Origin of the sequence: Blautia sp. SF-50, assembly GCF_900101315.1 — a bacterium.
Lineage (GTDB): Bacteria > Bacillota > Clostridia > Lachnospirales > Lachnospiraceae > Blautia_A > Blautia_A fusiformis.
In genome coordinates, this window is record NZ_FMUW01000005.1 from 62,860 (window position 1) to 89,148 (window position 26,289).

Below are 26,289 nucleotides of genomic sequence, written 5' to 3' on the forward strand. Positions count from 1 at the left end.
ATACCGGGCAGTCATAACTATTGGAGAGAGCTCATGGATGAGGAAAAAGAAAAAATGAAAACAGGCAAAAAGTTGGTCATTGCACTGATCATGATCCTGCTGATCCTTACAGCAGGGGCTTATGGATATGGTGTACACTATTTTACAGATCATTTTTTGCCGGGATCTCAGGTGAATGGTTTTAACTGCTCCTATAAAACTGCAGATGAAACAGAAAAGCTTCTTGCAAAGAAAGTGCAGGCATATGTTCTTACCGTTGATACAAGAAACAACGGAAAAGAGAGCATTACCGCAAAAGAAGCCGGACTGGTCTACAAGCCGGGTGGCGGAGCCAAAAAGCTGATCAAGAAACAGGCCCGGTACAAATGGTTCCTTGCTTTTAATCAGAAGAAAAAATATACACTGGCAACGGATACTGCTTATGAAGATCAGAACAAGCTGACAGAGGCTGTGAAGAATCTGAAATGCATGCAGAAGGACAATATGGAAAAGCCTGCAGACGCATGCATTAAGGATAATGGCGAAACCTACGAGATCCAGCCGGAAAAAGAAGGAACGACCCTGGATACAAAAAAGGTTCAGAAGGTGATCCGTGCAGCTGTTTCCGCAGGAGACAAAACAGTTAGTCTGGAAAAGAAAAACTGCTACAAAAAACCATCGATATATAAAGACGATGAAGCTCTGAAAAAAGATTGTGACCAGATGAACAAGCTTACCAGCTGCGTGATCACCTATGATTTTTCGGACCGGTCGGAACAGCTTGACCGAAATACCATCAAAGACTGGCTGGTCAGGGACGCAAACGGAGATTATATAGTAAATAAAGATCAGGTTGCAGCTTATGTGAACAGCCTGGGATATAAATATGATACCTTTGGCTGCACGAGGACATTTACCACCTACGATGGCCGCCAGAAAACCATTAAAGGCGGTGATTACGGATGGGCTATCGATCAGACCGCAGAGACTGAATGGCTTTATAATGCCATTCTTGCAGGAACTACAGAAGTGAGACAGCCGGCGTATGCTTACAGCGGACTTTGCAGAGATACCAATGATATCGGAAATACATATGTAGAGATTGACCTGACCAACCAGAGAATGGTATTCTATAAAGACGGACAGCTTCTGGTAGATACACCGGTAGTTACCGGCTGTGTCCGAAAGGGCCATTCCACACCGACCGGATGCTTTGCACTGGATGCCATGCGTTCACCGGCAGTTTTGAAGGGACCTGGATATGCATCACCGGTTACATACTGGATGCCGTTTTCCGGAGGAGTCGGAATCCATGACGCAAGCTGGCGTTCACAGTATGGCGGGCAGATCTATATCACAAATGGTTCTCATGGCTGTGTAAACACCCCGAAGGATAAGGCGGCAATCATTTATAATAATATTAGTGTAGGAGTACCAATCGTAGTTTATGAATAAGAGATTAAAAGAAATATTAAAAGAATACGAAAAAAGAAAACACAAGATCATCAAGGGAGATGAAAGTATGAATATCGTTGTATTGGCAGGCGGAACCAGTACAGAAAGAGAGATCTCCATCGTAACAGGAACCGGTGTCTGCAAGGCACTTCGTAAAAAAGGCCATAATGCCATTCTTGTAGATATTTTCTGCGGACTGGAGCCGGTGGACTGGGATGAGCCCTTTGGAGATAAAGATTATGAGGTAGATTCTGCGGCAGAGTATATGAGAAGCTTCGATGATGATATCGAAGAGATCAAACGCACAAGAAGAAGCTTTTTCGGACCGAATGTACTGGAATTGTGTCAGGCAGCAGACATTGTATTTATGGGACTTCACGGTTCCAACGGAGAGGATGGAAAGGTTCAGGCAACCTTCGATCTTCTGGGGATCCGTTACACAGGAACCGGATATTTAAGCAGTGCCCTTGCTATGGATAAGGGCCTCACCAAGAAGATCTTTCTCATGGATCAGGTACCGACACCGAAGGGCGTTTCCATGTTGAAAGAAAACTGTACAAGAAACATCCATGATCTTGGTATGGAATTTCCTGTTGTTGTAAAAACATGCTGCGGTGGTTCCAGCGTAGGTGTTTATATTGTAAACAACCAGAAAGAATATGAGGATGCCATTGATGGTGCTTATTCTTATGAAGATGAGGTAGTTGTTGAAGAGTATATCAGGGGTCGTGAGTTTTCCGTTGCAGTTGTAGACGGAAAGGCTTATCCGATCATCGAGATCGCACCGAAGCAGGGCTTTTATGATTACAAGAACAAATATCAGGCAGGCTCCACAGTAGAAACCTGTCCGGCTGAGATCTCACCGGAACTGACTGAGAAGATGCAGCATTATGCGGAAGCTGGTGCAAAGGCTCTCTGCATTGAGGGCTATGCACGTTTTGACTTCATGATGAAAGAAAACGGTGATATGTACTGCCTGGAGGCAAACACACTTCCGGGAATGACACCCACCAGTCTGATCCCTCAGGAAGCAAAGGTCCTGGGAATCGACTATCCGGACCTCTGTGAAGAACTGATCCGCATTTCTTTTAAGAAATACAGCAAATAAAATATCTGACCGTAACTCCTCCTGTTGACAGGAGGAGTTTCTGGCAAAAGAAAGGATTTTATTCATGAAAAATCTTACATTGGAAAATATCACAAAAGTCTGCAATGGTATTTACCACGGCCCGCAGGAAAAACTTCAGGAGGAAGTGACTGCGATCACAACGGACAGCCGTAAGGTGGAAAAAGGAGGTCTTTTTGTACCAGTAGTAGGAGAGCGTGTGGATGCTCACCGTTTTATCCCGCAGGTAATGGAAGCAGGTGCACTCGCGACCTTATCCGAGAGAACTCTTGAAGGGTCGGATCATCCGTATATCCAGGTAGGCTCCTCCCTTCAGGCAGTAAAAGACATTGCGGAGTTTTATCTGGAGCAGCTTGATATTCCGGTTGTGGGAATCACAGGAAGCGTTGGAAAGACCAGCACAAAAGAGGTGATCGCCTCTGTGCTGAAGGAAAAATACCGTACACTGAAAACCCAGGGAAATTTCAACAATGAGCTGGGACTTCCACTGACAGTATTCCGCCTTCGTGATGAAGATGAGATCGCAGTTCTGGAAATGGGAATCAGTGATTTCGGTGAGATGACCCGTCTTGCAAAGATCGCAAAACCGGACACCTGCGTGATCACAAACATCGGAACCTGCCATCTGGAAAACCTTGGGGACAGAGACGGCGTCCTGAAGGCAAAAACAGAGATTTTTCAGTATGTGAAGAGAAATATCGTACTTAACGGTGATGATGATAAGCTTTCCACAGTAAAGGAATACAACAGCATGCAGCCGGTATTTTTCGGAAACGGAGAAAATGCTTCTGTTACCTGTGAAAATGTGGAAAGCCGTGGCCTGAAGGGAATGAGCTGTGACATCTGTCTGAAAGGAAAAATGGCAGAGAACGGAGAGCTCCAGACATTTCATGTAGATATTCCAATGCCGGGACGTCATATGGTATCCAATGCACTGGCAGCAGCAGCTGTGGGCAGACTTTACGGACTGAATGCAGAGCAGATCAAAAATGGCATCGAAAGCCTGGAACCGGTCAGCGGAAGATTCAATATGATCGAGACCGATAAATTCATGATCGTAGATGACTGCTACAACGCAAATCCCATGTCCATGAAGGCTTCCCTGGATGTTCTTCAGGACGGACTTGGAAGAAAGGTTGCTATCCTTGGCGATATGGGTGAGCTAGGAACGGATGAAGCTGCACTTCATGAAGGTGTAGGCGTTCATGCAGGTCAGTGCAGGATCGATGCATGCATCTGCGTAGGACCACTTGCAGCCCATATCGCGGAAAAGGCATCTCAGACCAATCCAGACCTGACAGTCATCCGGGAAAAAGATCTGGAAAGCCTTCTTAAGAACCTGAACACATATGTGAAACCTGGAGATACCATCCTCGTAAAAGCTTCTCACTTCATGAAATTTGAAAATGTAGTCAAAGCACTGCAGGAAATGTAAAAAGACCGAAAACAGGGGCAGCATTTGGCGAACGAAAATTCTTTCCAGTTAAGTTATATAGAAGTATAATATTCCTAAGGCGATGAGCAGTGCGGCTATAGAACAAAAGCACGCTCAGGCACTGTGCGGCAGTGAAAAAGGGAGGGCTTATGCTGGAGATGATCATGAAGCTGAACATCCCGCTTTACGTCATGACATCCATGGGATGTATCGGCGGTCTGGGGATGCTGGCAACAAACCTTACCTACCGAAGAATGATCCGAAATACGCAGCGATTACAGAATCTCAAAGAAAAATGGCTGAACCTGTGGAAATCAAGGGACAGGCTCTGGCATCGGATGAACCGATTTGTGTGGTATCCGTCACTGTTTTGTACATTTCTTCTGGGACTGTCTGTTTTTCTCAACAGCAGACTGGGATACAGGGAAGGATTGTCTATGCTTTATCTCTATATAGGGGCGGCAGTGCCGGTAGTACTGCTTCTTCTTCGTCAGGCATTGGACTTTTCTTATAAGGAAGAGCTTGTGATGGCTTCTCTTGCAGATTATGTGGAACAGGTCCGTACCTGGGTGGAGGAAGTACCGGTCGCAGAAAAGCCGGATCCTGTTCTGCAGGAAGAAATCGTAGATAAGATCACCAGAAGTATCCGTCAGACGGCTGCTACCGGAAGCCACTTCAGCAAGATGCTTTCTCCGGAGGAGGAAGAAATCATGCGGGAGATCATACGGGAGTTTATGAATGCAGAGTAAAAACATATCCCGGTATATTTGAGAAAATACAGAAATGTACACAAAGGTATCCCGGAATAAGGGAACCGGATGCAGTGATTTTTGGAAATGCTGAAGATTAACTGAATCAGGTAAGTCCCCTGCTTCAATTGCGAAAAGCAATAAGCAGCGGGGGGACTTTAGGATATCCGATTGACGAAATATATACTTATAAAAAACTCTCCGGCAGATACGATTCTCTGTATCCGCCGGAGAGTTTTTTATGTATGCAGTTGTGTAAGATAAGGAATTTATCAGCTATACCTTATCAACCCATGGAGATCGGGCCGCCACGGAGCTTGCCGGCTGTGGTGATCCTCTTGATCGCAACCATGTAAGCTGCCATACGGAGCGTTACGTTTTTTTCTGGCTGAGAGCATAAACTTCATTAAAGGCAGTAAGCATGATCTTCTGAAATATACCTCCCAGATTGGGGATTTCTGAAAAAAGAGAACGCAGGATAAGCATTCGTGGCTTTCCTGCGTCCTTTTATATGTTACTCAGTCTTCCTCGATCACCTGGATCTCCAGGTAGTCGAACTCAATATGTTCAATGAAATTATCCTGATAAAAGCGGGCCTTATCATGCTTTTTGAAATCCCGCACTGTGGCATCCAGCCAGATAGGATTTCCCAGATCCATCTGATAACAGATTTCCTCAAGTCCGTGAAAGATCTTGTGGGTTCTGGTATCATCGCTGTCATCACAGACAACGGTGTCCTGAAGCATGCGATTGTCTTTCCATATTTTTCCCCATAAACGAAACATAAACAGTACCTCCGTATTGAAACTGCCACAACCGGCAGAATATGAATATCCGTCCGATATGGTCTTCAGTATAGCGGATTTTGCAGGGAAAGTAAAGCACAGGACAATAACGCTTGTACACAAAACAATGCACCAGGTGTGCTCACTTTTATTGACTAATGTGTAAAAATCCTCTATAATAAACGAAATTATGAAAAAAAAAGAATCATTACAGATTGGAGGAACCGAAATGAAACTTTACGATACCGGCGTTTATCTTCAGAACGGACAGGAAATCATTCCCGAGAACCAGGCTGATCTGCCTGTAGCGAAAGAAGAGGCTGCTAAGAATACCATCGCATATTCTATTCTCAAGGCTCATAATAAATCCGATAACATGGAGAAACTTCAGATCAAATTCGATAAACTGACTTCCCATGATATCACATTTGTGGGAATCATCCAGACTGCAAGAGCTTCAGGACTTGAGAAGTTCCCGGTACCATATGTACTGACCAACTGCCATAACTCCCTCTGTGCAGTAGGCGGAACCATCAATGAAGATGACCACATGTTTGGTCTCACCTGTGCCAAAAAGTACGGCGGAGTTTATGTACCGCCTCATCAGGCAGTTATCCATCAGTTTGCAAGAGAAATGCTTGCAGGCGGCGGAAAGATGATCCTCGGTTCCGACAGTCATACAAGATACGGAGCACTTGGAACCATGGCTATGGGAGAGGGCGGACCGGAGCTTGTAAAACAGCTTCTCTGCCAGACATACGATATTAATATGCCAGGAGTAGTTGCTATTTATCTGAAAGGTGCTCCACGTCCGGGTGTAGGACCGCAGGATGTTGCGCTTGCCATCATCGGCGAGGTTTTTGCCAACGGCTATGTGAAGAATAAGGTTATGGAGTTCGTTGGACCAGGCGTTGCCAGCTTAAGCGCAGATTTCCGTATCGGTGTTGATGTTATGACAACAGAAACCACATGTCTTTCCTCCATCTGGCAGACAGATGCGAAGATCGAGGAATTCTATGCGATCCACGGAAGACCGGAGGATTATAAAGAACTGAAACCGGGCAACGTTGCATACTATGACGGCTGTGTAGAGATCGACCTCAGTGAGATCAAACCAATGATCGCAATGCCGTTCCACCCAAGTAACACCTACACCATCGATGAGCTGAAGGCAAACCTTGACGATATCCTTGCAGATGTGGAGAAGAGAGCACAGGTAAGTCTTGACGGAAAGATTCCGTTCACATTGAGAGACAAGGTAGTTGATGGCAAGCTTTATGTTGAGCAGGGAATCATCGCCGGCTGTGCAGGCGGTGGATTCGAGAATATCTGCGCTGCAGCAGATATCCTCAAGGGCAAAAATATCGGCCATGATGCCTTCACCTTAAGTGTATATCCGGCAAGTACTCCAATCTACATGGAACTGGCTAAGAATGGTGTTCTTGCAGAACTGATCGGAACAGGCGCAGTTGTGAAAACTGCATTCTGCGGCCCGTGCTTCGGTGCCGGAGATACACCTGCAAACAATGCATTCAGTATCCGTCATACAACCAGAAACTTCCCGAACCGTGAAGGCTCCAAGATCCAGAACGGTCAGATCTCTTCGGTTGCACTTATGGATGCACGTTCCATTGCAGCTACAGCAGCAAACAAGGGATTCCTTACCTCAGCAGAGGAGTTTGACGGAAGCTATTCCGAGCATAAATACTACTTCGATAAGTCTATCTACGAGAACCGTGTATTTGACAGCAAGGGCGTGGCAGATCCAAGCGTAGAGATCCAGTTTGGACCGAATATCAAAGACTGGCCGGAGATGGCTGCACTTGCAGACAACCTGATTCTGAAGGTTGTTTCCGAGATCCACGATCCGGTTACTACCACTGACGAGCTGATCCCGTCCGGTGAGACATCCTCCTACCGTTCCAATCCGCTTGGACTTGCAGAGTTTACACTGTCCAGAAAGGATCCGGCTTATGTTGGCCGTGCAAAAGAGATCCAGGCAGCACAGAAGGCGATCCAGGCAGGTAACTGCCCGGCAGAGGCTGTTCCGGAACTGAAACCGGTTATTAAAACCATCAACAAGACTTATCCGGATGTAGATAAGACCAACCTTGGCGTAGGAAGTACCATTTTTGCAGTGAAACCGGGCGATGGCTCTGCCAGAGAGCAGGCTGCATCCTGCCAGAAGGTACTTGGCGGCTGGGCAAACATTGCCAATGAGTATGCAACCAAGAGGTATCGTTCCAATCTGATCAATTGGGGTATGCTTCCATTCCTGATCCCGTCCGGAAATCTTCCGTTCAAGAACGGTGATTATCTGTTCTTCCCGGGAATCCGCAAGGCGGTTGAGGAAAAAGCAGACGTGATCAAGGGATATACTGTTGAAGGTGACGCTCTGAAGGAGTTCGATGTAACTCTGGGTGAGCTGACAGATGATGAGAGAGAGATCATCCTTAAGGGTTGTCTGATCAATTATAATCGTAAATAGATGCAGGGATTGAACACATATAGAGCGTGAAGGCGTTGGAGCTGTGTTCATGAATATGCTGCAGAGCGGAATGTAGTAATTTAAGAATTTCCGTCTTGTTTTGCAGACTGGTGACCGTTTTGATCGAGGTTGCCGGTCTGCTTTTTTGTTTTTGGAGTGTGGTTGTGGGACATTATTAAGGTTATGGATATTTGGTTATGGGATGTGGACGATGCGGACGCGTGAGGTGTCCTGTGGGGAGCAGGGGCTGTCGTTTCGCCTGGTCATACTAAGCGTCTGAGGCAACCTGTGAAAAGGCCGGCCCATAACTCGCCATGTACGCTGATGCGTACCTGGCTCAGACAGATGGGCCTTATTCTGCGGCCTGTATCCGCAGAATACCTTTCCACAGGTCACCTCAGACGCCAAGTATGACCAAAGGCTCACTCCGAAGCCCCTGCTCTCCACAGGACACCTCACGCTGACATTCCCAGAGACAAATCCCAGCCCCGGTAAAAATATCAAGAAAGGCTCAACAGATGATGACCGTCTCAACACTCTTCGTTATTCAATTTTTCTTCTTCTTCGTTCTTTCGAATAAAGTTTATCTCAATCCCCTGCAAACATTGTAAAGTACAAACATTGCAATGTTTGCAGGGCCAATACAGTCACACAGAAACTTTTCTAACTAACTTTCCATGTTCGAAAGTCAGGGCGGGAAGGACGGGAGGGGTGGGTGACTCTGCAGGAGTCGTAGTACTTCTTAGGCCGCGGGGAGGCTGCGTTGCTGGAAAAATCCCAGCTGTTTGAGCGTTAGCGAGTTCTGGGATTTTTTCAGCGGTTTTAGCAGAATCCCTGCAGCCTTAGAAGCACTAGACCTCCGAAGCCTCACCCGCCCCTCCCGTCCTTCCCGACCGTCCGTTTGCAACATACCATCCCGTTCTTCACAACTTCACAATAGCATAAATTAACAGAAAATAATAAAAAATACAAACAAATTATAAAATATAAACACATAACAAAACAAATAAATAAAAATAATAGCATAAAAACACAAAAATGTATTGACAAATACCCGCAACGATGTTATTATAAGACCATCAAAAACAACAAGAGAAAAACAAAAAAGAAAATCATTCAATTCATAGCATAGATGCACATGAAGGATGAAGAAAGGAAAAGGTGATTCCAGTGGGAACATAAACAAACACCATCATCAATATGAGAGTGACAGGAACCGGATTTCCTGCAAGAAAGACCTGATACAGATCACATATGATACACCTTAAGAAAACAGAAGTTTCTTTTATGAAATATAAATAAGATCCTCTTAAATCTTACTTATATTTTAAGAAATCAGAAACAAAAGGAAATCAGTATTTCAGGTAATATAGAATCGGTAACTCATATTGAACAACTGTCACACACCTGATACAAAGATTTCAGGAAATATGTAAAGAAATATTTCCCGAAAGAGTAAAACCCTCAACTCACCGGTTCGTTGGAAAGAAGAGATTCCAAGAACAAACGTGAAGATGAGAACGATACTTTGAAATGCATATCAGAACCATTAGGATATGGATTGAAGCTTTGCATCAGAAGAATATCTGAGAGGATATTAAAAATAGAAGAATCGGGCAGGAACTTTTTTCCAGGATACTTTAAAGAACTGCAGAGGAGAAAATCCCAATAGGTCGATTTGAATCAGCAGATCGCAAAGTACAGAGATGACAAATGGTTTTGAATTTAAGAAGTTAAGTCCAGAATTGTTTAGTGAACAGGAAAAAGTATAACCACCGAAATTCTTCAGATAAACAGGAAATCAAACATCGTAAAAAATGATTTCTGATCTATAAAACTTTCTAAATAATCGAAGAGATATACTTACATATATCAGTCGTTTATGAGCAGGAAATAAAAAAGAAGAGAGAATCTGAAAAAGAAAAATTTCAAAATTGAATAAAGAGAATCGAAATTATTTTATAAAGTATATAAAATCAAAGATTTCGATTGATAAGTATAATAAGTATAACAAGAAAACTTTATTCGAAAGAACGAAGAGGAAGAAAAATTGAATAACGAAGAGTGTTGAGACGGTCATCATTTTTGGAAACTGTAAAAGTAAAAAAAGTGATGACCGTCTCGTTGTGTATATAAGATTGCATATATTAAGTATATAACCGTTCCGAAAAACTCTGGATAAAATAATATGATCCGAGCAGAGAGCAAAATTTTCGATCAGAGATTTTCCGAACAGTTATATTTATCAGTTGCCATCAAAAACATCATCAGTTATACTTCTGTGAGAAAGGAAGTAAGATGAGAAAATATGTGGAATTATCAGATTGAAGAAAATATTTTATATGAAGACAAAGAGATCCTTGTGTGCAGAAAAACAGCAGGAATGCCGGTGCAGGCAGCAAAAATAGGAACAATGGATATGGAAAGTGCTCTGAAAAATTATCTGGCACAAAAAACACCGGGAAAGATCCCATATCTGGGAGTAGTACATCGCCTTGATCAGCCGGTAGAAGGCATTCTTGTATTTGCGAAAACATCCGAAGCAGCAGGAAATTTGAGTAAACAGATGATGGCAGGAGGTGCCGGAAAATATTACCTGGCAGTAACGGAGGGAAAAGCAAAGAGCTCAGAAGGGACTCTTACAGACTATCTGAAAAAAAATGGAAAAGCCAACATGTCTCAGGTGGTGTCTGCCAATACACCGGGAGCAAAAAAAGCGATCCTTCACTATAAAGTTCTGGATCAGCAGGAGATAAACGGAAAATCCCGGACACTTCTTAAGATCAGGCTGGAAACAGGTCGGCATCATCAGATCCGTGTGCAGCTCTCTCATGAGGGACTGCCCCTTCTTGGAGACCGGAAATATAATCCTTCGGGAGAAAAAGGTACATCACTGGGACTTTGTTCCAGTTGTCTGGAATTCAAACACCCCAGAACAGGAAAAATGATGAAGTTTGAAACAGAGCCACAGGGAAGCGCGTTTCTGGATTTTGTGAAAAAAGTGTAAAAACTCTGGACGGAAATACGAAAAAGTGTATAATGTAAAAAGCAAGTAACCAAATGTAAGATTTTTGTAAAGTATAAGTTACTGTGGACGGACAAGGCAGACGATAAAGAACAGTAACCAGCGAGGAAGAGGAGATTACAATGAAAAGAGCTGCAGTAGCGTCAGCAGCCTTGTTGGCTGTGGCAACCCTGCTGACAGGCTGTCAGAAAGAAGAAGTAGAAAAGCTTGTTGCACCGATTGTAGCAGATGTCCAGGAAACCCCTGAAGCAACCGAAGTGGAAGAAGAAAAAAGCCCGCTGATCCCTGAGATCGATGACACTCTTTCTATTGAAGAAGGTGCCAGAATAGCTGTTGTCAGCAAAAGCAAAAAAGGCGAGTTCTGGAATAAAGTAAAAGAAGGAATGGAAGCTGCTGTCAAGGACGTAAATGAAGCGTATGGTTTCAAAAAAGACAAGCAGATCACGATGACCTTTGAGGGTCCGGATGATGAAGAGGACGTAGAAAGTCAGATCAATACTCTTGATGCAGTGATCGCTGAGAATCCATCTGTAGTGTGTCTTTCTGCCGGAGATATGGATTCCTGTCAGGCACAGCTGGAAGCAGCGAAAGAGAACGGAATTCCGGTGGTCGCATTTGATTCCAATGTCAGTGATACAAAGCTGGTCAGAGCTTTCCGTGGAACAGACAATACACAGATCGGCAAATATGCAGCATATAAGCTTGGCAGCGCCATTGGAAAAATGGGAAATGTGGCTGTTTTTTCCGCACAGGAGAAAACACAGAGCGCGCAGGAGCGTGTAAAAGGATTTCTGGATAATATTGCAAATTATACGGATATTAAAGTGGTGGAAACCGTATATTCTGACCAGGTTGATGATATGAAGGAAGCCATGAAGGAAGTTCTGGATAAATATCCGGCATTGGATGGTGTTTTCTGCACCAATGCCGAGGTTTCTGAAATGTTTCTGGAGGTAAATAAGGACACAGGAGAAAATAAAGTTGCTATGGTAGGCGTAGATGCAACCAGCAAGCAGCAGGAAGCGATCCAGAAAGGGGAAGAACTGGGAGTGCTTTCACAGAATCCTTATGCGATGGGATATCAGACCATGTGGGCGGCTATTCAGTCTACTGCACCGAAGAAGGAAACAAAGATTGATAAGAAGGTTTTACTTGATCCGGTATGGATCGATGCTGAGAATATCAAAAGCGAAGACATTGCAAATTACCTGTACAATTAACAAATAGAACAGATAGCCACTGTAGGTCGGGTGAATAGGTTAGTCCGCATTCACCGTCTGTTCATAATTGAAAGCCATCAGCCCGATGAAGATGTAAAAAACATTTTCATCGGGCTGATGGCTTTTTTGAATAAAAATAAAAAATATGAATAGAATAAACAAATAAAAAGTGTGCGAAAAAATGGCAAAAATATAACATATATGACGACTTTTTGACACAATACAAATAAATTTATCGTTAAATTGCATAATAAACATTGTTTTGAAAAAACGGTTGTGGTACAATTTGGATATGCAGAGAGGCGGTGATCAGATGATCCAGGAAACGATCAAGGCAGTGAAAGAGGCGGAGGCAAAAGCACAGCAGAAGATAAAGGATGCATCCGTCCGTGCACAGAGTATCATCAGCGAAGCTGAGAAAGAGGCAGAGAATATTATCAGAAAGGCGGAAACAGCCGCCGGCGAACAGGCGGCATCTGATATGAAAGCAGCCGAAGAACGTGCACACAGTACAGAGAACACTGTCGTTGGACAGGCGGAGGAAGAGCTTGCAGCTTTGAAAAAGAAAGCGGAGTCGAAGCACGAGCAGGCGATCCAGACAGTAATGGACAGTTTGTTCTGAGAGGGGGAGTGCGAAAATGGCAGTATTGCAGATGCAGCGAATCAGTATCTGCGCAATGAAAAAGAACCGTAAGGCCATATTGGAAGAACTGCAGTCACTTGGAGTATTGGAGATCGATGCAGCGGAATTGGATCCGGAGCTTAAGACGATGGATACTATGAATGCCCGGCTGATCTTTGAGAAAAACGCATCCCTTTGTGATCAGGCAATCGAAATACTGGATGAATTTTCGAAGGAAAAGCAATCCATGCTGGCATCCCTGGCAGGGAAACCGCTGATCGGAAGGAAGCAGGAGGAAGAAGCTATCCGGGATCAGGAAGAGATCCTGAGAACAGCTAGAGAAATCCAGGGATACCGGAAGAAGCTTACAGAGAACAATGCGGCAGCAGTTAAGATCGAGCAGCAGGAAGCAGCTCTTGCTCCATGGCTGAAGCTGGATATTCCGATGAACTTCGGCGGTACAGCGAAAGCAGCGGTACTTGTGGGAGGTATTGATGGAAATATAACTCTGGATCAGGTATACAGTCAGCTGGCAGCGGATGCACCACAGCTTGAAGCCTTTGACATTCGGGAAATCTCAAATGATGCCGGTAAGCTGAGCTTTGTGGTTGTCTGCCTGAAAGCACAGGCACAGGAACTGGAAGAAGCGCTTCGGATGCAGGGATTTGCAAGACCGGCACAGCTGGTATCAGAGGTTCCGGCACAGGAGCTGGAGAACCTTAAGAATGAAGTGGTACGCATTCAGGAAGAGTCCGAACAGATTCGGGAACAGATACGCGCTCTTCACGACAGGAAGAGCTCTCTTCAGCTTTTGTCCGATTATTTCCGGATCCGTGCACAGAAATATGAGGTATTAGGACAGCTCCGCCAGTCGGAGAGCACTTTTTTTGTGACAGGATATCTTCCGAAGAAACAGGTTCCTGCAATGGAGAAACGGCTTACGGAGAAGTACGATATTGTTTTTGAAGCAGAAGATGCTGAGGGAGAAAATGTTCCGGTTGCCCTTCAGAACGGTAAATTCGGAGCAGCAGGAGAGGGAGTTCTGGCAGCATTTGGTCTTCCCGGAAAGGGAGAGATCGATCCTTCCACGATCATGACAGCCTGCTATGTATTTCTTTTCGGACTGATGTTGTCAGACGCAGCATATGGACTGATCGTCTTTGCAGTTTGTCTGGGAGTACTTCTGAAGTTCCCCAGGATGGAGAGCGGAATGCAGAAATCCATTCGGCTTTTTATGTACTGCGGATTGTCCACTTTGTTCTGGGGCGTGATGTTTGGTGGATATTTCGGAGATTTTATCGATGTATTTTCGAAGGTATATCTGCACAGGCCGGTCACGGTGAAGCCGGTATGGTTTGCACCGTTAAATGAGCCAATGCGACTTCTGGTGTTCTCCATGCTGTTTGGCCTGATCCATATGTTTCTGGGAATGGGTCTTAAGGGCTACATGCTGTTACGTGACAGAAAATATCTCGACTTTTTCTGTGACGTAGTACTCTGGTTCCTGCTTCTTATGGGACTGATCCTGATCTTTATCCCAAGCAGCATGTTCCGTTCTATTTCTCAGATGGATCTGAACCTTTCACCGGCAGTGATACAGGTCGGAAAATGGATGGCGATCATCGGTGCGGTGGGAATTCTCTTCATGTCAGGAAGAGATAAGAAGAATCCATTCCTGAGGCTGGCGCTTGGAGCCTATGATCTTTACAATATCACGGGATGGGTCAGTGATATCCTTTCCTATTCCAGACTTCTGGCCCTGGGACTTGCCACCGGAGTTATCGCATCGGTTATGAACCAGATGGGAAGTATGCTGGGAGACAGTATTCTGGGATGGATCGTATTTATTCTTGTATTTGTGATTGGTCATATCTTTAACCTTCTGATCAATCTTCTGGGTGCATACGTGCACACCTGCCGATTACAGTATGTAGAGTTTTTCGGCAAATTCTTTGAGGGCGGAGGAAAAGAGTTCCACCCCTTCCGCGAAAATACAAAATATGTAGATATTAAGGAGGATTAATATTATGAGTGGTATCGTTTGGGCATTATTGGGAGCAGCAATTTCCGTAGCTCTTGCAGGTATAGGTTCCGCCATCGGTGTTGGTACAGCCGGCCGTGCAGCAGCAGGCGTTGTAACAGAAGACCCGGACAAATTTGCCAAGGTTCTGCTTCTTCAGCTTCTTCCCGGTACGCAGGGTATTTACGGACTGCTGGTAGCATTCCTTGCACTTTCCAAGGTTGGTATCCTGGGCGGCGGTGTTGCTGATATTTCCCTGGAAACCGGTCTTATGATCTTTGTGGCTTGTCTTCCGATCGCTATCGCAGGTCTTCTTTCTGCGATCCATCAGGGAAAAACTTCCGTAGCTTCCATCGGTATCGTAGCCAAGAAGCCGGAGCAGTTCGGTAAAGCCATGCTTTTCCCTGCAATGGTTGAGACATATGCGATTCTGGCTCTTCTGATCTCCATTCTTGCAGTCAGCGGAATTCAGGTTTGATTCATCAGGAGGGCAGAGCATGACAGGATTAGAGAAGATGGTAAGCCAGATTCTTGAAGAGGCCGATGCTTCTGCAGCCGTTACGATCAGTGATGCGGAGAAAAAAGCCGCAGAGATCCTCAGGGAAGCCGGAGAAAAGGCAGATAAGATCCGGCAGCAGAGAGAAGAACAGTCCAGGGCAAAGGTGAAAAGCTATGAAGAGCGGACAGCTTCCGCTGCAGATATGAAGAAGCGTACCGCAGTTCTTGCAGCCAAGCAGGAGCTGATCGGAAATGTGATCGCAGATGCCTGTGACCGTGTGAAGAATCTGGATGAAGAAAAATATTTTGGGATCCTTAAGAATATGGCTGAGAAATATCTTCTTCCAAGAGAAGGAGAGATCTGTTTTTCAAAAAAGGATCTGGAACGTATGCCGGCAGGTTTCCGTGAGGAAATAAAGAGCCTGGCACAGAAAAAGGGTGGTGTGCTGGAAATTTCCGGTGAAACCCGAAACATAGACGGAGGTTTTATCCTGATATACGGCGGCATTGAGGAAAACTGTTCCATTGATGCCATGTTCGCAGAGAAGCGGGATGAGCTTCTGGATCAGGTAAGAAAGATTTTGTTTGCGTAAAACACCATCGCAAAAAGGAGGGCGTGAATGATGTTTGGTGAAGATTATGCCTATGCGGTGGCGCGGATACGTGTTCTGGAGACCGGACTTCTGAATCAGGCAGCGATCGAGCAGCTTCTGGCATGTCAGGATGAGCAGCAGTGCCTTCAGATCCTTACAGAGAAGGGCTGGGGAAATGGTGATCCTGCAGCCGGTGCGGATGCCATTCTTTCTCGAGAGAGAGAAAAGATCTGGGAGATCATGGATTCGCTGGTAGCGGACCGATCTGTGTTTTCTGTTCTTTCCTATCAGGATCTTTTCCATAACCTGAAAGCGGCTGTGAAGGCAAGCATCCTGCAAGGGGCAGCGCCGAATATTTTTTTCAGCGACTGTTCCATTGACGGAGAGGATATGGTGAAATTCCTGAAGGATAAGGAATATGATCGTTTTCCTGAGGACATGCGGGAAGCGGCAAGAGAAGCCTATGAGACCTTTTTGCACACAAGAGACGGACAGCTTGCGGATATTATCGTAGACAGGGCAGCACTGGATGCCATAAAAAAAGCCGGAGAACGGTCAAAAGAAGAGATCGTCCGGCAGTATGCGGAATCCACGGTAGCGGTAGCAGATATCCGGATCGCAGTCCGTGCCTGCAAAACAGGAAAAAGTTCGGACTTTATGAAAAAAGCCATGGCAGAATGTGACACACTGGATAAGGAGAGACTGATCCACGCGGCAGTAAGCGGAATGGATCAGATCATGGGTTATCTGGCAGAAACGAAATATGGGGACGGAGCTCTGGCACTGGCGGAATCAGCTTCCGCTTTTGAGAGATGGTGTGATAACCAGATCATGGAGACCATCCGCCCTCAGCTGTACAATTCATTTTCACTGGGACCGCTGGTAGCCTATGTGCTTGCCCGTGAAAATGAGATCAAGACGGTGCGGATCATTCTCACCGGAAAGCGCAGCGGCCTTCCGGAAGAGTTTATCCGGGAAAGGGCAAGGGAAATGTATGTATAAGATCGCAGTTTTAGGTGATTATAACAGCATTTACGGGTTTGCGGCTCTTGGCCTTGATACTTTTCCGGTGGAGGATCCTGCAGATGGTAAAGAGAAGCTTAACCGTCTGGCGGCCGGTGAATATGCGGTTATTTATATTACGGAACAGCTGGCGGCCCAGCTTTCCGCAGAGATCAGTAAATACAGTGAGGAGCTGATGCCTGCGATCATTCAGATTCCCGGAATTTCCGGAAATACAGGTGCAGGTATCGAAAATGTAAAGAAATCCGTGGAGACGGCAGTTGGCTCCGATATTCTTTTCAGTAATGAGTGACAAGAAAGCAGGTGATTGGTTCAGATGAGCAGAGGAACCATTAAGAAGGTGGCAGGACCGCTGGTAATTGCCAAGGGTATGCGGGATGCAAATATGTATGACGTGGTTCGTGTAAGCAGCCAGCGTCTGATCGGTGAGATCATTGAGATGCATGAAGATGAGGCTTCCATACAGGTATATGAGGAGACTTCAGGACTTCGTCCGGGAGAACCGGTAGAGTCCATGGAGGTGCCCCTTTCCGTGGAGCTTGGTCCTGGCCTTATTACAAGCATTTACGATGGAATCCAGCGTCCGCTGGATGACATCATGAAGGTAGCAGGCAGCAACAACCTGAAACGAGGCGTTGAGGTTCCTGCCCTGAAGCGGGACAAAAAATGGAATTTCATTCCGGTTGCGAAGGTGGGAGATCCGCTGGAGGGCGGCGATGTTCTTGGAACCGTTCAGGAGACTATCGTTGTTACACAGAAGATCATGGTACCTCCCAATATGAAAGGTACTCTGAAGGAAATTAAATCCGGCGAGTTTACCGTGGATGAGACCGTTGCAGTTCTTTCCACAGCAGACGGCGATAAAGAGCTGACCCTGATGCAGCACTGGCCGGTACGACGTGGCCGTCCATATAAGAAGAAACTTCCGCCAGCCAAGCCTCTGGTAACAGGACAGCGTGTTATTGATACCATGTTCCCTATTGCCAAGGGTGGTGTGGCAGCAGTTCCCGGCCCGTTCGGAAGCGGCAAGACGGTTATCCAGCATCAGCTTGCAAAATGGGCTGAGGCAGATATCGTGGTCTATATCGGCTGCGGTGAGCGTGGAAATGAGATGACAGACGTTCTGAACGAGTTCCCGGAGCTGAAAGATCCAAAAACAGGACAGTCTCTGATGGAGCGTACGGTTTTGATCGCCAATACCTCAGATATGCCGGTTGCAGCTCGTGAGGCGTCGATCTATACAGGTATTACAATTGCGGAGTATTTCCGTGATATGGGATATTCCGTAGCATTGATGGCAGATTCTACTTCCAGATGGGCTGAGGCTCTCCGTGAGATGTCCGGACGACTGGAGGAGATGCCAGGTGAGGAAGGTTATCCTGCATATCTTGGTTCCCGTCTTGCACAGTTCTATGAGCGTGCCGGACATGTGATCTGCAGTGGGAAAGACGGAAGAGAGGGTGCCTTGACAGCAATCGGCGCCGTATCTCCTCCAGGTGGTGATATCTCCGAGCCGGTTTCCCAGGCGACACTTCGAATCGTAAAGGTATTCTGGGGACTGGACGCAAACCTTGCATACAAACGTCATTTCCCGGCGATCAACTGGCTGACCAGCTATTCTCTGTATCTGGACAGCGTTGGCGGATGGTTTGACGAAAATGTAGCGAATGACTGGATGAAGCTCCGTCAGAGAATGATGACCCTTCTTCAGGAAGAGGCAGAGCTGGAAGAAATCGTAAAGATGGTAGGTATGGATGCGCTTTCACCGGGTGACCGCCTGAAAATGGAAGCAGCCCGTTCCATCCGAGAGGATTTCCTCCACCAGAACTCTTTCCACGAGATCGATACCTACACATCTCTGGAAAAACAGCACAATATGATGCGTCTGGTACTTGCATTTTATGATGCGGGTCTGGATGCGCTGAAACAGGGCGCAGATATCAATGATATCGTAAAGCTTCCGGTACGTGAGCAGATCGGCCGTTATAAATATACAAAAGAAGATCAGCTGGCAGCAGAATATGAGAAGGTAACCTGCCAGCTGGTAGCAGAGACTGCAGAACTTCTGGGAAAGGAGGGCCTGTAAAATGCCAAAAGAATATAGGACCATACAGGAAGTTGCCGGCCCTTTGATGCTGGTACGGGGCGTTGAAGATGTAGCATTTGACGAGCTTGGTGAGATCGAGCTTGCCGATGGCGAAACAAGAAGATGCCGTGTTCTGGAGATCGACGGAAGCAATGCTCTGGTGCAGCTGTTTGAGAGCTCTACAGGTATCAATCTTTCCAACAGCAAGGTACGTTTCCTGGGACGGAGCATGGAGCTTGGTGTATCCGGCGATATGCTGGGTCGTGTTTTTGACGGACTGGGACGTCCCATTGATGACGGCCCGGAGATCCTTCCGGAGGAAAGAAGAGATATCAACGGACTTCCCATGAATCCGGCGGCCAGAAGCTATCCGGAGGAGTTTATCCAGACGGGTGTATCTGCGATTGACGGCCTGAACACCCTGGTACGCGGACAGAAGCTTCCAATCTTCTCCGCATCCGGTCTTCCCCATGCACAGCTTGCGGCACAGATCGCAAGACAGGCGAAGGTTCGCGGAAAAGATGAGCAGTTTGCCGTTGTATTTGCAGCCATGGGTATCACTTTCGAGGAGTCAAACTTCTTTGTAGAGAGCTTTAAGGAAACCGGAGCTATAGATCGTACTGTTCTGTTTGTGAACCTGGCAAATGACCCGGCTGTTGAGCGTATTGCTACTCCGCGAATGGCACTGACAGCGGCTGAATATCTTGCCTTCGAAAAAGACATGCACGTATTGGTAATCCTTACGGATATCACAAACTATGCGGATGCGCTCCGTGAGGTTTCCGCGGCTCGTAAGGAGGTTCCGGGACGTCGTGGATATCCCGGATATATGTACACAGATCTTGCTTCTCTTTATGAGCGTGCAGGCCGTCAGAAAGGAAAATCAGGAAGTATCACCATGGTTCCGATCCTGACTATGCCTGAGGATGATAAGACCCATCCGATCCCGGACCTTACCGGTTACATCACAGAGGGACAGATCATCCTGAGCCGTGAGCTTTACCGTAAGGGAATCACACCGCCCATCGATGTTCTTCCGTCTCTGTCACGACTGAAGGATAAGGGTATCGGTGAAGGCAAGACAAGAGCAGACCATGCAAACACCATGAACCAGCTGTTTGCCGCATATGCCCGTGGTAAAGAGGCCAAAGAGCTGATGACCATTCTTGGTGAGGCAGCTCTTTCCGATATTGACCTGATCTATGCAAAATTTGCAGATGCTTTCGAGAAGGAATATGTTTCCCAGGGCTATCAGGCTAACCGTGATATTGAGGAAACACTGGCCATCGGCTGGAAGCTGCTTTCCATTCTTCCGAGAAGCGAGCTGAAACGTATCGATGACAAATTCCTTGATCAGTATTACGGAAAAGTATAAAGGGGGGATGATTTGTGGCATCAACACAGGTGAATCCTACCCGTATGGAGCTTACGAAGCAGAAAAAGAAGCTGGTGACTGCAGTACGTGGCCATAAGCTTCTGAAGGATAAGCGGGACGAGCTGATGAGACAGTTCCTGGATCTGGTACGGGAGAATATGGAGCTGCGAAAAAAAGTAGAAGCCGGTATCCGAAGCGCCAACACCAATTTTGTCATTGCAAAAGCAGGAATGTCGGAGGAGACGCTGAATACGGCACTGATGGCTCCCAAGCAGGAAGTTTATCTGGAAACCGGAAAAAAGAATGTCATGAGTGTGGATATTCCTGTTTTTGAATACAAAACAAGAACACCGGATGCCAACGATATTTATTCCTATGGCTTTGCTTTTACATCCAGTGATCTGGACGGAGCGGTAAAATCCCTGGCAGACATCCTGCCGGATATGCTTCGTCTGGCAGAAGTGGAAAAGGCCTGTCAGCTTATGGCTTCCGAGATCGAAAAAACAAGGCGTCGTGTAAATGCCCTGGAGCATGTCATCATACCGGAAGCACAGGCAAACATCAAATACATCACCATGAAGCTGGATGAGAACGAGAGAAGTACTCAGATCCGACTGATGAAGGTGAAAGATATGATGCTGGAGGAGGCACATCATTATAAGGAGCGGGAGGCAGAGCGCGGAGCGTAAAGCGCAGCCATCCTGAAAGAAAAAGAAAAGTTTATATAGAAAGTTTTAAGTAACGGAAAGGAGATGTCCCTGTACTGTGTGAAATTTCGGCAGTGCAGGGGCGTTTTATTTATAAAATATTTAGCTTTTGTTATTAGAAAATCAAGAAAAATACAGTATAATAGATAATAAGTAAATCAGACAGCTGCAGATGCAGAAATATAAAAGAAAGCTGCTCTGTCTGCTGAAAAATAAAGAAATGAAAAATAAAGAAAGAGGAGAAAGCTGATCTGACCAGGTAAACTGCCGGGCAGCTGCATGGCTATGAACAGCTGGCAAAGCAGATTGCGGTAGCGTCTGATCAGTAAGAGGTATATGAATATTTTACAGTCAATACAACAGCTGGACGGAGAAATCCTTCTCCTGATCCAGCGATATTTAAGAACGGATATGCTGACACCATTTATGAAATCTGTTACATTTCTGGGAAACGGAGGATGGTTCTGGATCCTCTGTGCAGTTGTTCTTCTTGCTGTTCCAAAGACAAGAAAAACAGGCTATGCGGCAGCCTTGTCCCTGATCTTCGGGGCGATTGTTACCAACCTGCTTCTCAAAAATATAGTGGCAAGACCAAGGCCTTTTGCGGAAATTGAAGCTCTCATCCCTATGATCACCAAACCGAAGGATTTCTCTTTTCCGTCAGGTCACACCACAGCATCCTTTGCCGTTGCTCTGGTAATGCTTCGGATGCTTCCGAAGAAATTCGGAATCCCGGCAGTAGTCCTGGCAGCACTGGTGGCATTTTCCAGACTGTATCTTGGGGTCCATTATCCGACAGATGTTCTGGCCGGATTCGTGATCGCGCTGGTGGGAAGCACGCTGTCAGTATGGATCGTGCGAACGAAACCGGAAGACAAACAGGTACACTAGCATTGTCCATAGGAAATATGAAACACTTTACCTGGACAAAGTATTGACACGCTGAAGCAAGACGGGGTAAAATTGTAGACAGTACAACAGATTCTGACTATGGTAGAAATAATGATATGAAACCCTGTAAAATCGGATAAAAGGAGAGAGCACAAAATGATATCAGAAAAAATGAAACCCTACGTAAAAAATAATTCCGCCATCCGTATGATGTTTGAGGAAGGAAACCGCCTCCGTGCGAAATATGGCGCAGACAAGGTTTTTGATTTCAGTCTCGGAAATCCAAGTGTACCGGCACCGGACAGCGTCCGCGAAGCAATTATCGAGCTTGTAAACACTACGGATCCGACAGTTCTTCACGGATATATGAGCAACGCAGGCTTTGAGGATGTACGCCAGACCATCGCAGAATCCCTCAACAGACGTTTCGATACGAAATTTTCCGCAAAGAATCTGATCATGACCGTCGGCGCTGCAAGCGGACTGAATGTGATCCTGAAAACAATCCTGAATCCTGGAGAAGAGGTGATCGTTTTTGCGCCATATTTTCTGGAATACGGTGCATATGTCCGCAATTATGATGGTGTCCTTGTGGAAATCTCTCCGGATACCACAACCTTCCAGCCAAATCTCGCTGAGTTTGAACAGAAGATCACACCGAAGACAAGAGCAGTTATCGTAAATACCCCGCACAATCCTACCGGAGTTGTATATTCAGAAGAAACGATTAAGAAACTTTCCGCAATCCTGGAAGCAAAACAGAAAGAGTTCGGAACTGTGATCTACCTGATCTCCGATGAGCCATACCGTGAGCTGGCTTATGATGGCGTGGAGGTCCCATACCTGACAAAATATTATAACAATACTGTTGTGGGCTATTCCTACAGCAAATCTCTTTCCCTTCCGGGTGAACGTATCGGATATCTGGTGATCCCTGATGAGGCAGACGGAAGCGAAGAGCTGATCTCTGCAGCAACCATTGCAAACCGTACACTTGGCTGTGTAAATGCACCGTCCCTGATCCAGAAGGTAGTTGCAAAATGTGTAGACGCCAAGACGGATCTTGCAGCTTATGATAAAAATCGTCAGGCACTTTATAATGGCCTGAAAGAATGCGGATTTGAGTGCATCAAACCACAGGGTGCCTTCTATCTCTTTGTAAAATCTCCGGTTGAAGACGAAAAAGCCTTCTGTGAAGCCGGTAAGAAATATAACATCCTTATGGTACCGGGAAGCTCCTTCGCATGCCCCGGTTATGTGAGACTTGCATATTGTGTATCCTATGAGACAATTGTGAATTCTCTTCCTGAATTTAAAAAACTTGCAGCAGAGTATGGATTGAAATAAACGATCATTACAAAGCAGTTGAATAAAAGATCCCCGGTACAGTCTGTTCATGCAGTCCTGTATCGGGGATCTTTTGCAAGAGGGAATAAGCAAATGAAACGTAGTCGGGAGTGAATAGACTCCCGACTGTGTTTCATTAAAAGGATGTTCCACATTTATTTGGCTTTTTTCTTTTCTTTATTTGGCATTTCTCCGTAGTAAGCTTTCAGATAGATATCTTTCAGCTCGGATACAAGCGGATATCTCGGGTTGGCACCGGTACACTGGTCATTGAAGGCCTGCTCGGACATCTCATCCAGAGTTTCCAGGAAATGTTTCTCATCTACGCCGTAATCACGGATCGTCGGCAGGATCTCGATAGTTCTCATAAGCTCATCCAGTTTAGCAAGAAGTTTTTCGAATACTTCTGCATCGTTCTTGCCTGTAAGACCTACAGAACGTCCGATCTCAGCGTAGCGTGCAAGTGTCTTCGGATACTGATACTGTGGGAAAGTACCCATCTTAGTCGGAACCTCAGCACTGTTGTAACGCATAACATCCAGAAGAACAACTGCGTTTGCGATACCGTGTGGCAGGTGGTGGAAAGCACCGAGCTTGTGAGCGAGAGAGTGGTTAACGCCGAGGAATGCATTGGCGAATGCAAGACCTGCCATGCAGGAAGCGTTAGCCATGTGATCTCTGGCCTCTACGTCATTGCCATCTTTATATGCACGCGGCAGATACTCAAATACAAGCTTGATCGCTTTCAGTGCAAGACCATCGGTGTAATCGGAAGCCATCATGGAAACATAAGCCTCAATGGCATGTGTCATAACATCGATACCGGAAGCACGGGTAAGCCCCTTCGGTGCGCTCATCATGTTATTGGTATCTACGATCGCCATATCCGGGAGAAGCTCGTAATCAGCCAGTGGCCATTTAACGCCGGTATCCTGATCTGTGATGATGGCGAAAGGAGTAACCTCGGAGCCTGTACCGGAAGAGGTCGGGATCGCTACGAAGTAAGCTTTTTTACCCATCTTCGGGAATGTATAAACTCTCTTACGGATATCCAGGAAGTCCATGGACATATCGGAGAAGTCAGCGTCCGGATTCTCATAAAGCATCCACATAACCTTGCCGGCATCCATTGCGGAACCGCCGCCAAGAGCGATGATGCAGTCTGGCTCAAAGGCTGTCATAGCCTTGGCACCGGCTTTGGCGGAAGCGAGAGACGGGTCAGGAGCTACATCAGAGAAGCATGTATGAACGATGCCCATCTGATCCAGTTTATCTTCAATCGGTTTGGTGTAGCCATTCTTGTAGAGGAAGGAGTCTGTTACGATGAAGCAGCGTTTCTTGCCCATAACAGTACCGAGCTCATCAAGAGCAACCGGCATACAGCCCTTCTTAAAGTAAACCTTTTCCGGTGTTCTCATCCAGAGCATATTCTCTCTCCTTTCAGCAACAGTCTTGGTATTGAGAAGGTGTTTGACACCAACGTTCTCGGATACGGAGTTACCGCCCCAGGAACCGCAGCCAAGAGTAAGGGATGGAGCAAGCTTGAAGTTATAAAGGTCACCGATACCACCCTGGGAAGAAGGTGTATTGATAAGGATACGGCAGGTTTTCATAGTTGCTTCGAATTTATCCATCTTCTCTGTTTCATTTACGTTGATGTAGAGGGAAGAGGTATGACCATAGCCGCCGTCTGCAACGAGCTGCGCAGCCTTTGCAACAGCATCGTCAAAATTCTTGGCCTTGTACATGGCAAGTACAGGGGAAAGCTTCTCGTGTGCGAATTCTTCGCTGATATCAACGGACTCAACCTCACCGATCAGGATCTTGGTCTCAGCCGGTACAGTAACGCCTGCCATTTCAGCGATAGTAGCAGCCTTCTGTCCTACGATCTTGGCATTCAGTGCGCCGTTGATAAGGATGGTCTTTCTGACCTTCTCGATCTCGTCTTTTTTAAGGAAGTAGCATCCTCTGTAAAGGAACTCTTCCTTCACTTCTTTATAAATGCTCTCCAGAACAGTTACGGACTGCTCGGAAGCACAGATCATACCATTGTCAAAGGTCTTGGAGTGGATGATGGAGTTAACTGCAAGACGGATATCTGCGCTGTCATCAATAATGGCAGGTGTATTTCCGGGTCCTACACCAACAGCCGGTTTACCGGAGGAGTAAGCTGCTTTGACCATTCCGGGACCACCGGTGGCAAGGATGATATCTGCGTTCTGCATTACCATGTTGGTAAGGTCAAGGCTTGGGATATCAATCCATCCGATGATTCCTTCCGGCGCACCTGCTGCAACAGCTGCTTCCAGAACAACTTTTGCAGCTTCAATAGTGGATTTCTTAGCACGCGGATGCGGGCTGATGATGATCGCATTACGGGTTTTCAGGGAAATAAGAGATTTATAGATTGCTGTGGAGGTCGGGTTGGTTGTAGGGATAACTGCAGCGATCAGTCCTACAGGTTCCAGGATCTTCTTGAGTCCGTATGCCTTGTCTTCTTCTACAACACCACATGTCTGAGTGTTCTTATATGCATTGTAAACATACTCTGCTGCGTAATGGTTCTTGATAACCTTGTCTTCCATGATACCCATGCCTGTTTCCTCAACAGCCATTTTGGCAAGTGGGATACGCATCTTGTCAGCAGCAGTAGCAGCTGCCTTAAAGATCTTGTCGACCTGCTCCTGTGTGTAGGTAGCAAAGATCTTCTGTGCCTCTTTCATTGCAGCCATTTTCGCGGTCAGGGCTTCTGGAGTGTCGATGATGGTAGGGATAGTTTCTTTCTTTGCCATGTGGAATCCTCCTGTTTTCATATGATAATGGTCTGTGGTCCTGCGGGCTTATCCTTTTTTCGCCGGCAGATGC

The 26,289-nt window shown here is 46.1% G+C and carries 21 protein-coding genes; 19 read left to right on the top strand and 2 right to left on the bottom strand.

Features of this window, described 5'->3' with window-relative positions; genetic code table 11:
• Window positions 1-33 precede the first annotated feature (33 nt).
• The 4 genes from BLP57_RS04615 to BLP57_RS04630 all read left to right on the top strand — a co-directional run bounded on the left by BLP57_RS04615 (window position 34) and on the right by BLP57_RS04630 (window position 4,744).
• A complete protein-coding gene (locus tag BLP57_RS04615) occupies window positions 34-1,434 on the top strand; it encodes a L,D-transpeptidase family protein (protein WP_092069739.1) in 1,401 nt (466 codons plus the stop codon).
• A gap of 67 nt (window positions 1,435-1,501) precedes the next feature.
• Window positions 1,502-2,542, top strand: a complete 1,041-nt coding sequence (locus BLP57_RS04620) for a D-alanine--D-alanine ligase family protein (RefSeq protein ID WP_044961514.1) — start codon at window positions 1,502-1,504, stop codon at window positions 2,540-2,542.
• Window positions 2,543-2,606: 64 nt separating this feature from the next.
• Window positions 2,607-3,995: a UDP-N-acetylmuramoyl-tripeptide--D-alanyl-D-alanine ligase gene (locus BLP57_RS04625; protein ID WP_092069742.1), complete on the top strand. Its 1,389-nt coding sequence runs from the start codon at window positions 2,607-2,609 to the stop codon at window positions 3,993-3,995.
• 149 nt (window positions 3,996-4,144) lie between these two features.
• Window positions 4,145-4,744 carry a hypothetical protein gene (locus BLP57_RS04630; RefSeq protein WP_022427348.1) on the top strand — a complete coding sequence of 200 codons (600 nt, stop codon included), beginning with the start codon at window positions 4,145-4,147 and terminating at the stop codon, window positions 4,742-4,744.
• A gap of 518 nt (window positions 4,745-5,262) precedes the next feature.
• Here BLP57_RS04630 and BLP57_RS04635 read toward each other — a convergent pair.
• Entirely contained in the window at window positions 5,263-5,529 is a 267-nt protein-coding gene (locus tag BLP57_RS04635) for a hypothetical protein (protein ID WP_015526267.1), read from the bottom strand.
• Window positions 5,530-5,758: 229 nt separating this feature from the next.
• Here BLP57_RS04635 and BLP57_RS04640 point away from each other — a divergent pair, with 229 nt between their 5' ends.
• The 15 genes from BLP57_RS04640 to BLP57_RS04705 all read left to right on the top strand — a co-directional run bounded on the left by BLP57_RS04640 (window position 5,759) and on the right by BLP57_RS04705 (window position 23,424).
• Entirely contained in the window at window positions 5,759-8,017 is a 2,259-nt protein-coding gene (locus tag BLP57_RS04640) for a hydratase (RefSeq protein WP_092069745.1), read from the top strand.
• Window positions 8,018-9,497: 1,480 nt separating this feature from the next.
• Window positions 9,498-9,689 (top strand): hypothetical protein, encoded by a 192-nt coding sequence (locus BLP57_RS17975; RefSeq protein ID WP_021653094.1) that lies wholly within the window; start codon window positions 9,498-9,500, stop codon window positions 9,687-9,689.
• A 636-nt stretch (window positions 9,690-10,325) separates the two neighbouring features.
• Entirely contained in the window at window positions 10,326-11,024 is a 699-nt protein-coding gene (locus BLP57_RS04645) for an RluA family pseudouridine synthase (RefSeq protein WP_092069748.1), read from the top strand.
• A gap of 140 nt (window positions 11,025-11,164) precedes the next feature.
• Entirely contained in the window at window positions 11,165-12,262 is a 1,098-nt protein-coding gene (locus BLP57_RS04650) for a substrate-binding domain-containing protein (protein ID WP_021652672.1), read from the top strand.
• Window positions 12,263-12,524: 262 nt separating this feature from the next.
• Window positions 12,525-12,884, top strand: a complete 360-nt coding sequence (locus tag BLP57_RS04655; RefSeq protein ID WP_207646690.1) for a V-type ATPase subunit subunit G family protein — start codon at window positions 12,525-12,527, stop codon at window positions 12,882-12,884.
• A 16-nt stretch (window positions 12,885-12,900) separates the two neighbouring features.
• Window positions 12,901-14,907 (top strand): V-type ATP synthase subunit I, encoded by a 2,007-nt coding sequence (locus BLP57_RS04660; RefSeq protein WP_092069751.1) that lies wholly within the window; start codon window positions 12,901-12,903, stop codon window positions 14,905-14,907.
• 4 nt (window positions 14,908-14,911) lie between these two features.
• Window positions 14,912-15,382 carry a V-type ATP synthase subunit K gene (locus BLP57_RS04665; protein WP_015526259.1) on the top strand — a complete coding sequence of 157 codons (471 nt, stop codon included), beginning with the start codon at window positions 14,912-14,914 and terminating at the stop codon, window positions 15,380-15,382.
• A 19-nt stretch (window positions 15,383-15,401) separates the two neighbouring features.
• The gene (locus tag BLP57_RS04670; RefSeq protein WP_015526258.1) at window positions 15,402-15,995 is read left to right on the top strand and encodes a V-type ATP synthase subunit E; all 594 of its coding nucleotides are present in this window, start codon (window positions 15,402-15,404) and stop codon (window positions 15,993-15,995) included.
• A gap of 30 nt (window positions 15,996-16,025) precedes the next feature.
• On the top strand, window positions 16,026-16,997 hold the full coding sequence (locus BLP57_RS04675) for a V0D/AC39 family V-type ATPase subunit (RefSeq protein ID WP_015526257.1): 972 nt from the start codon (window positions 16,026-16,028) through the stop codon (window positions 16,995-16,997).
• A complete protein-coding gene (locus tag BLP57_RS04680) occupies window positions 16,990-17,310 on the top strand; it encodes a V-type ATP synthase subunit F (protein ID WP_015526256.1) in 321 nt (106 codons plus the stop codon). The genes BLP57_RS04675 and BLP57_RS04680 overlap by 8 nt, the downstream gene beginning before the upstream one ends.
• A 24-nt stretch (window positions 17,311-17,334) precedes the next feature.
• Window positions 17,335-19,104, top strand: a complete 1,770-nt coding sequence (locus BLP57_RS04685; protein WP_092069754.1) for a V-type ATP synthase subunit A — start codon at window positions 17,335-17,337, stop codon at window positions 19,102-19,104.
• Between the two features lies 1 nt (window position 19,105).
• On the top strand, window positions 19,106-20,479 hold the full coding sequence (locus BLP57_RS04690; protein WP_015526254.1) for a V-type ATP synthase subunit B: 1,374 nt from the start codon (window positions 19,106-19,108) through the stop codon (window positions 20,477-20,479).
• Window positions 20,480-20,493: 14 nt separating this feature from the next.
• Window positions 20,494-21,168, top strand: coding sequence for a V-type ATP synthase subunit D (locus BLP57_RS04695; RefSeq protein WP_021975777.1), 675 nt, complete (start codon window positions 20,494-20,496; stop codon window positions 21,166-21,168).
• Window positions 21,169-21,522: 354 nt separating this feature from the next.
• A complete protein-coding gene (locus BLP57_RS04700; protein ID WP_021652681.1) occupies window positions 21,523-22,077 on the top strand; it encodes a phosphatase PAP2 family protein in 555 nt (184 codons plus the stop codon).
• 156 nt (window positions 22,078-22,233) lie between these two features.
• On the top strand, window positions 22,234-23,424 hold the full coding sequence (locus BLP57_RS04705) for a pyridoxal phosphate-dependent aminotransferase (protein WP_092069757.1): 1,191 nt from the start codon (window positions 22,234-22,236) through the stop codon (window positions 23,422-23,424).
• 155 nt (window positions 23,425-23,579) lie between these two features.
• Here BLP57_RS04705 and adhE read toward each other — a convergent pair whose 3' ends face one another.
• Window positions 23,580-26,216, bottom strand: a complete 2,637-nt coding sequence (adhE, locus tag BLP57_RS04710) for a bifunctional acetaldehyde-CoA/alcohol dehydrogenase (protein WP_022427337.1) — start codon at window positions 26,214-26,216, stop codon at window positions 23,580-23,582.
• Between the last annotated feature and the right edge of the window lie 73 nt (window positions 26,217-26,289).

Bases quoted from the DNA above. Each gene is read 5' to 3' on its own strand.
- BLP57_RS04615 (WP_092069739.1), top strand. From the start codon at position 34: ATGGATGAGGAAAAAGAAAAAATGAAAACAGGCAAAAAGTTGGTCATT.
- BLP57_RS04620 (WP_044961514.1), top strand. From the start codon at position 1,502: ATGAATATCGTTGTATTGGCAGGCGGAACCAGTACAGAAAGAGAGATC.
- BLP57_RS04625 (WP_092069742.1), top strand. From the start codon at position 2,607: ATGAAAAATCTTACATTGGAAAATATCACAAAAGTCTGCAATGGTATT.
- BLP57_RS04630 (WP_022427348.1), top strand. From the start codon at position 4,145: ATGCTGGAGATGATCATGAAGCTGAACATCCCGCTTTACGTCATGACA.
- BLP57_RS04635 (WP_015526267.1), bottom strand. From the start codon at position 5,529: ATGTTTCGTTTATGGGGAAAAATATGGAAAGACAATCGCATGCTTCAG.
- BLP57_RS04640 (WP_092069745.1), top strand. From the start codon at position 5,759: ATGAAACTTTACGATACCGGCGTTTATCTTCAGAACGGACAGGAAATC.
- BLP57_RS04645 (WP_092069748.1), top strand. From the start codon at position 10,326: ATGTGGAATTATCAGATTGAAGAAAATATTTTATATGAAGACAAAGAG.
- BLP57_RS04650 (WP_021652672.1), top strand. From the start codon at position 11,165: ATGAAAAGAGCTGCAGTAGCGTCAGCAGCCTTGTTGGCTGTGGCAACC.
- BLP57_RS04660 (WP_092069751.1), top strand. From the start codon at position 12,901: ATGGCAGTATTGCAGATGCAGCGAATCAGTATCTGCGCAATGAAAAAG.
- BLP57_RS04665 (WP_015526259.1), top strand. From the start codon at position 14,912: ATGAGTGGTATCGTTTGGGCATTATTGGGAGCAGCAATTTCCGTAGCT.
- BLP57_RS04670 (WP_015526258.1), top strand. From the start codon at position 15,402: ATGACAGGATTAGAGAAGATGGTAAGCCAGATTCTTGAAGAGGCCGAT.
- BLP57_RS04675 (WP_015526257.1), top strand. From the start codon at position 16,026: ATGTTTGGTGAAGATTATGCCTATGCGGTGGCGCGGATACGTGTTCTG.
- BLP57_RS04680 (WP_015526256.1), top strand. From the start codon at position 16,990: ATGTATAAGATCGCAGTTTTAGGTGATTATAACAGCATTTACGGGTTT.
- BLP57_RS04685 (WP_092069754.1), top strand. From the start codon at position 17,335: ATGAGCAGAGGAACCATTAAGAAGGTGGCAGGACCGCTGGTAATTGCC.
- BLP57_RS04690 (WP_015526254.1), top strand. From the start codon at position 19,106: ATGCCAAAAGAATATAGGACCATACAGGAAGTTGCCGGCCCTTTGATG.
- BLP57_RS04700 (WP_021652681.1), top strand. From the start codon at position 21,523: ATGAATATTTTACAGTCAATACAACAGCTGGACGGAGAAATCCTTCTC.
- BLP57_RS04705 (WP_092069757.1), top strand. From the start codon at position 22,234: ATGATATCAGAAAAAATGAAACCCTACGTAAAAAATAATTCCGCCATC.
- adhE (WP_022427337.1), bottom strand. From the start codon at position 26,216: ATGGCAAAGAAAGAAACTATCCCTACCATCATCGACACTCCAGAAGCC.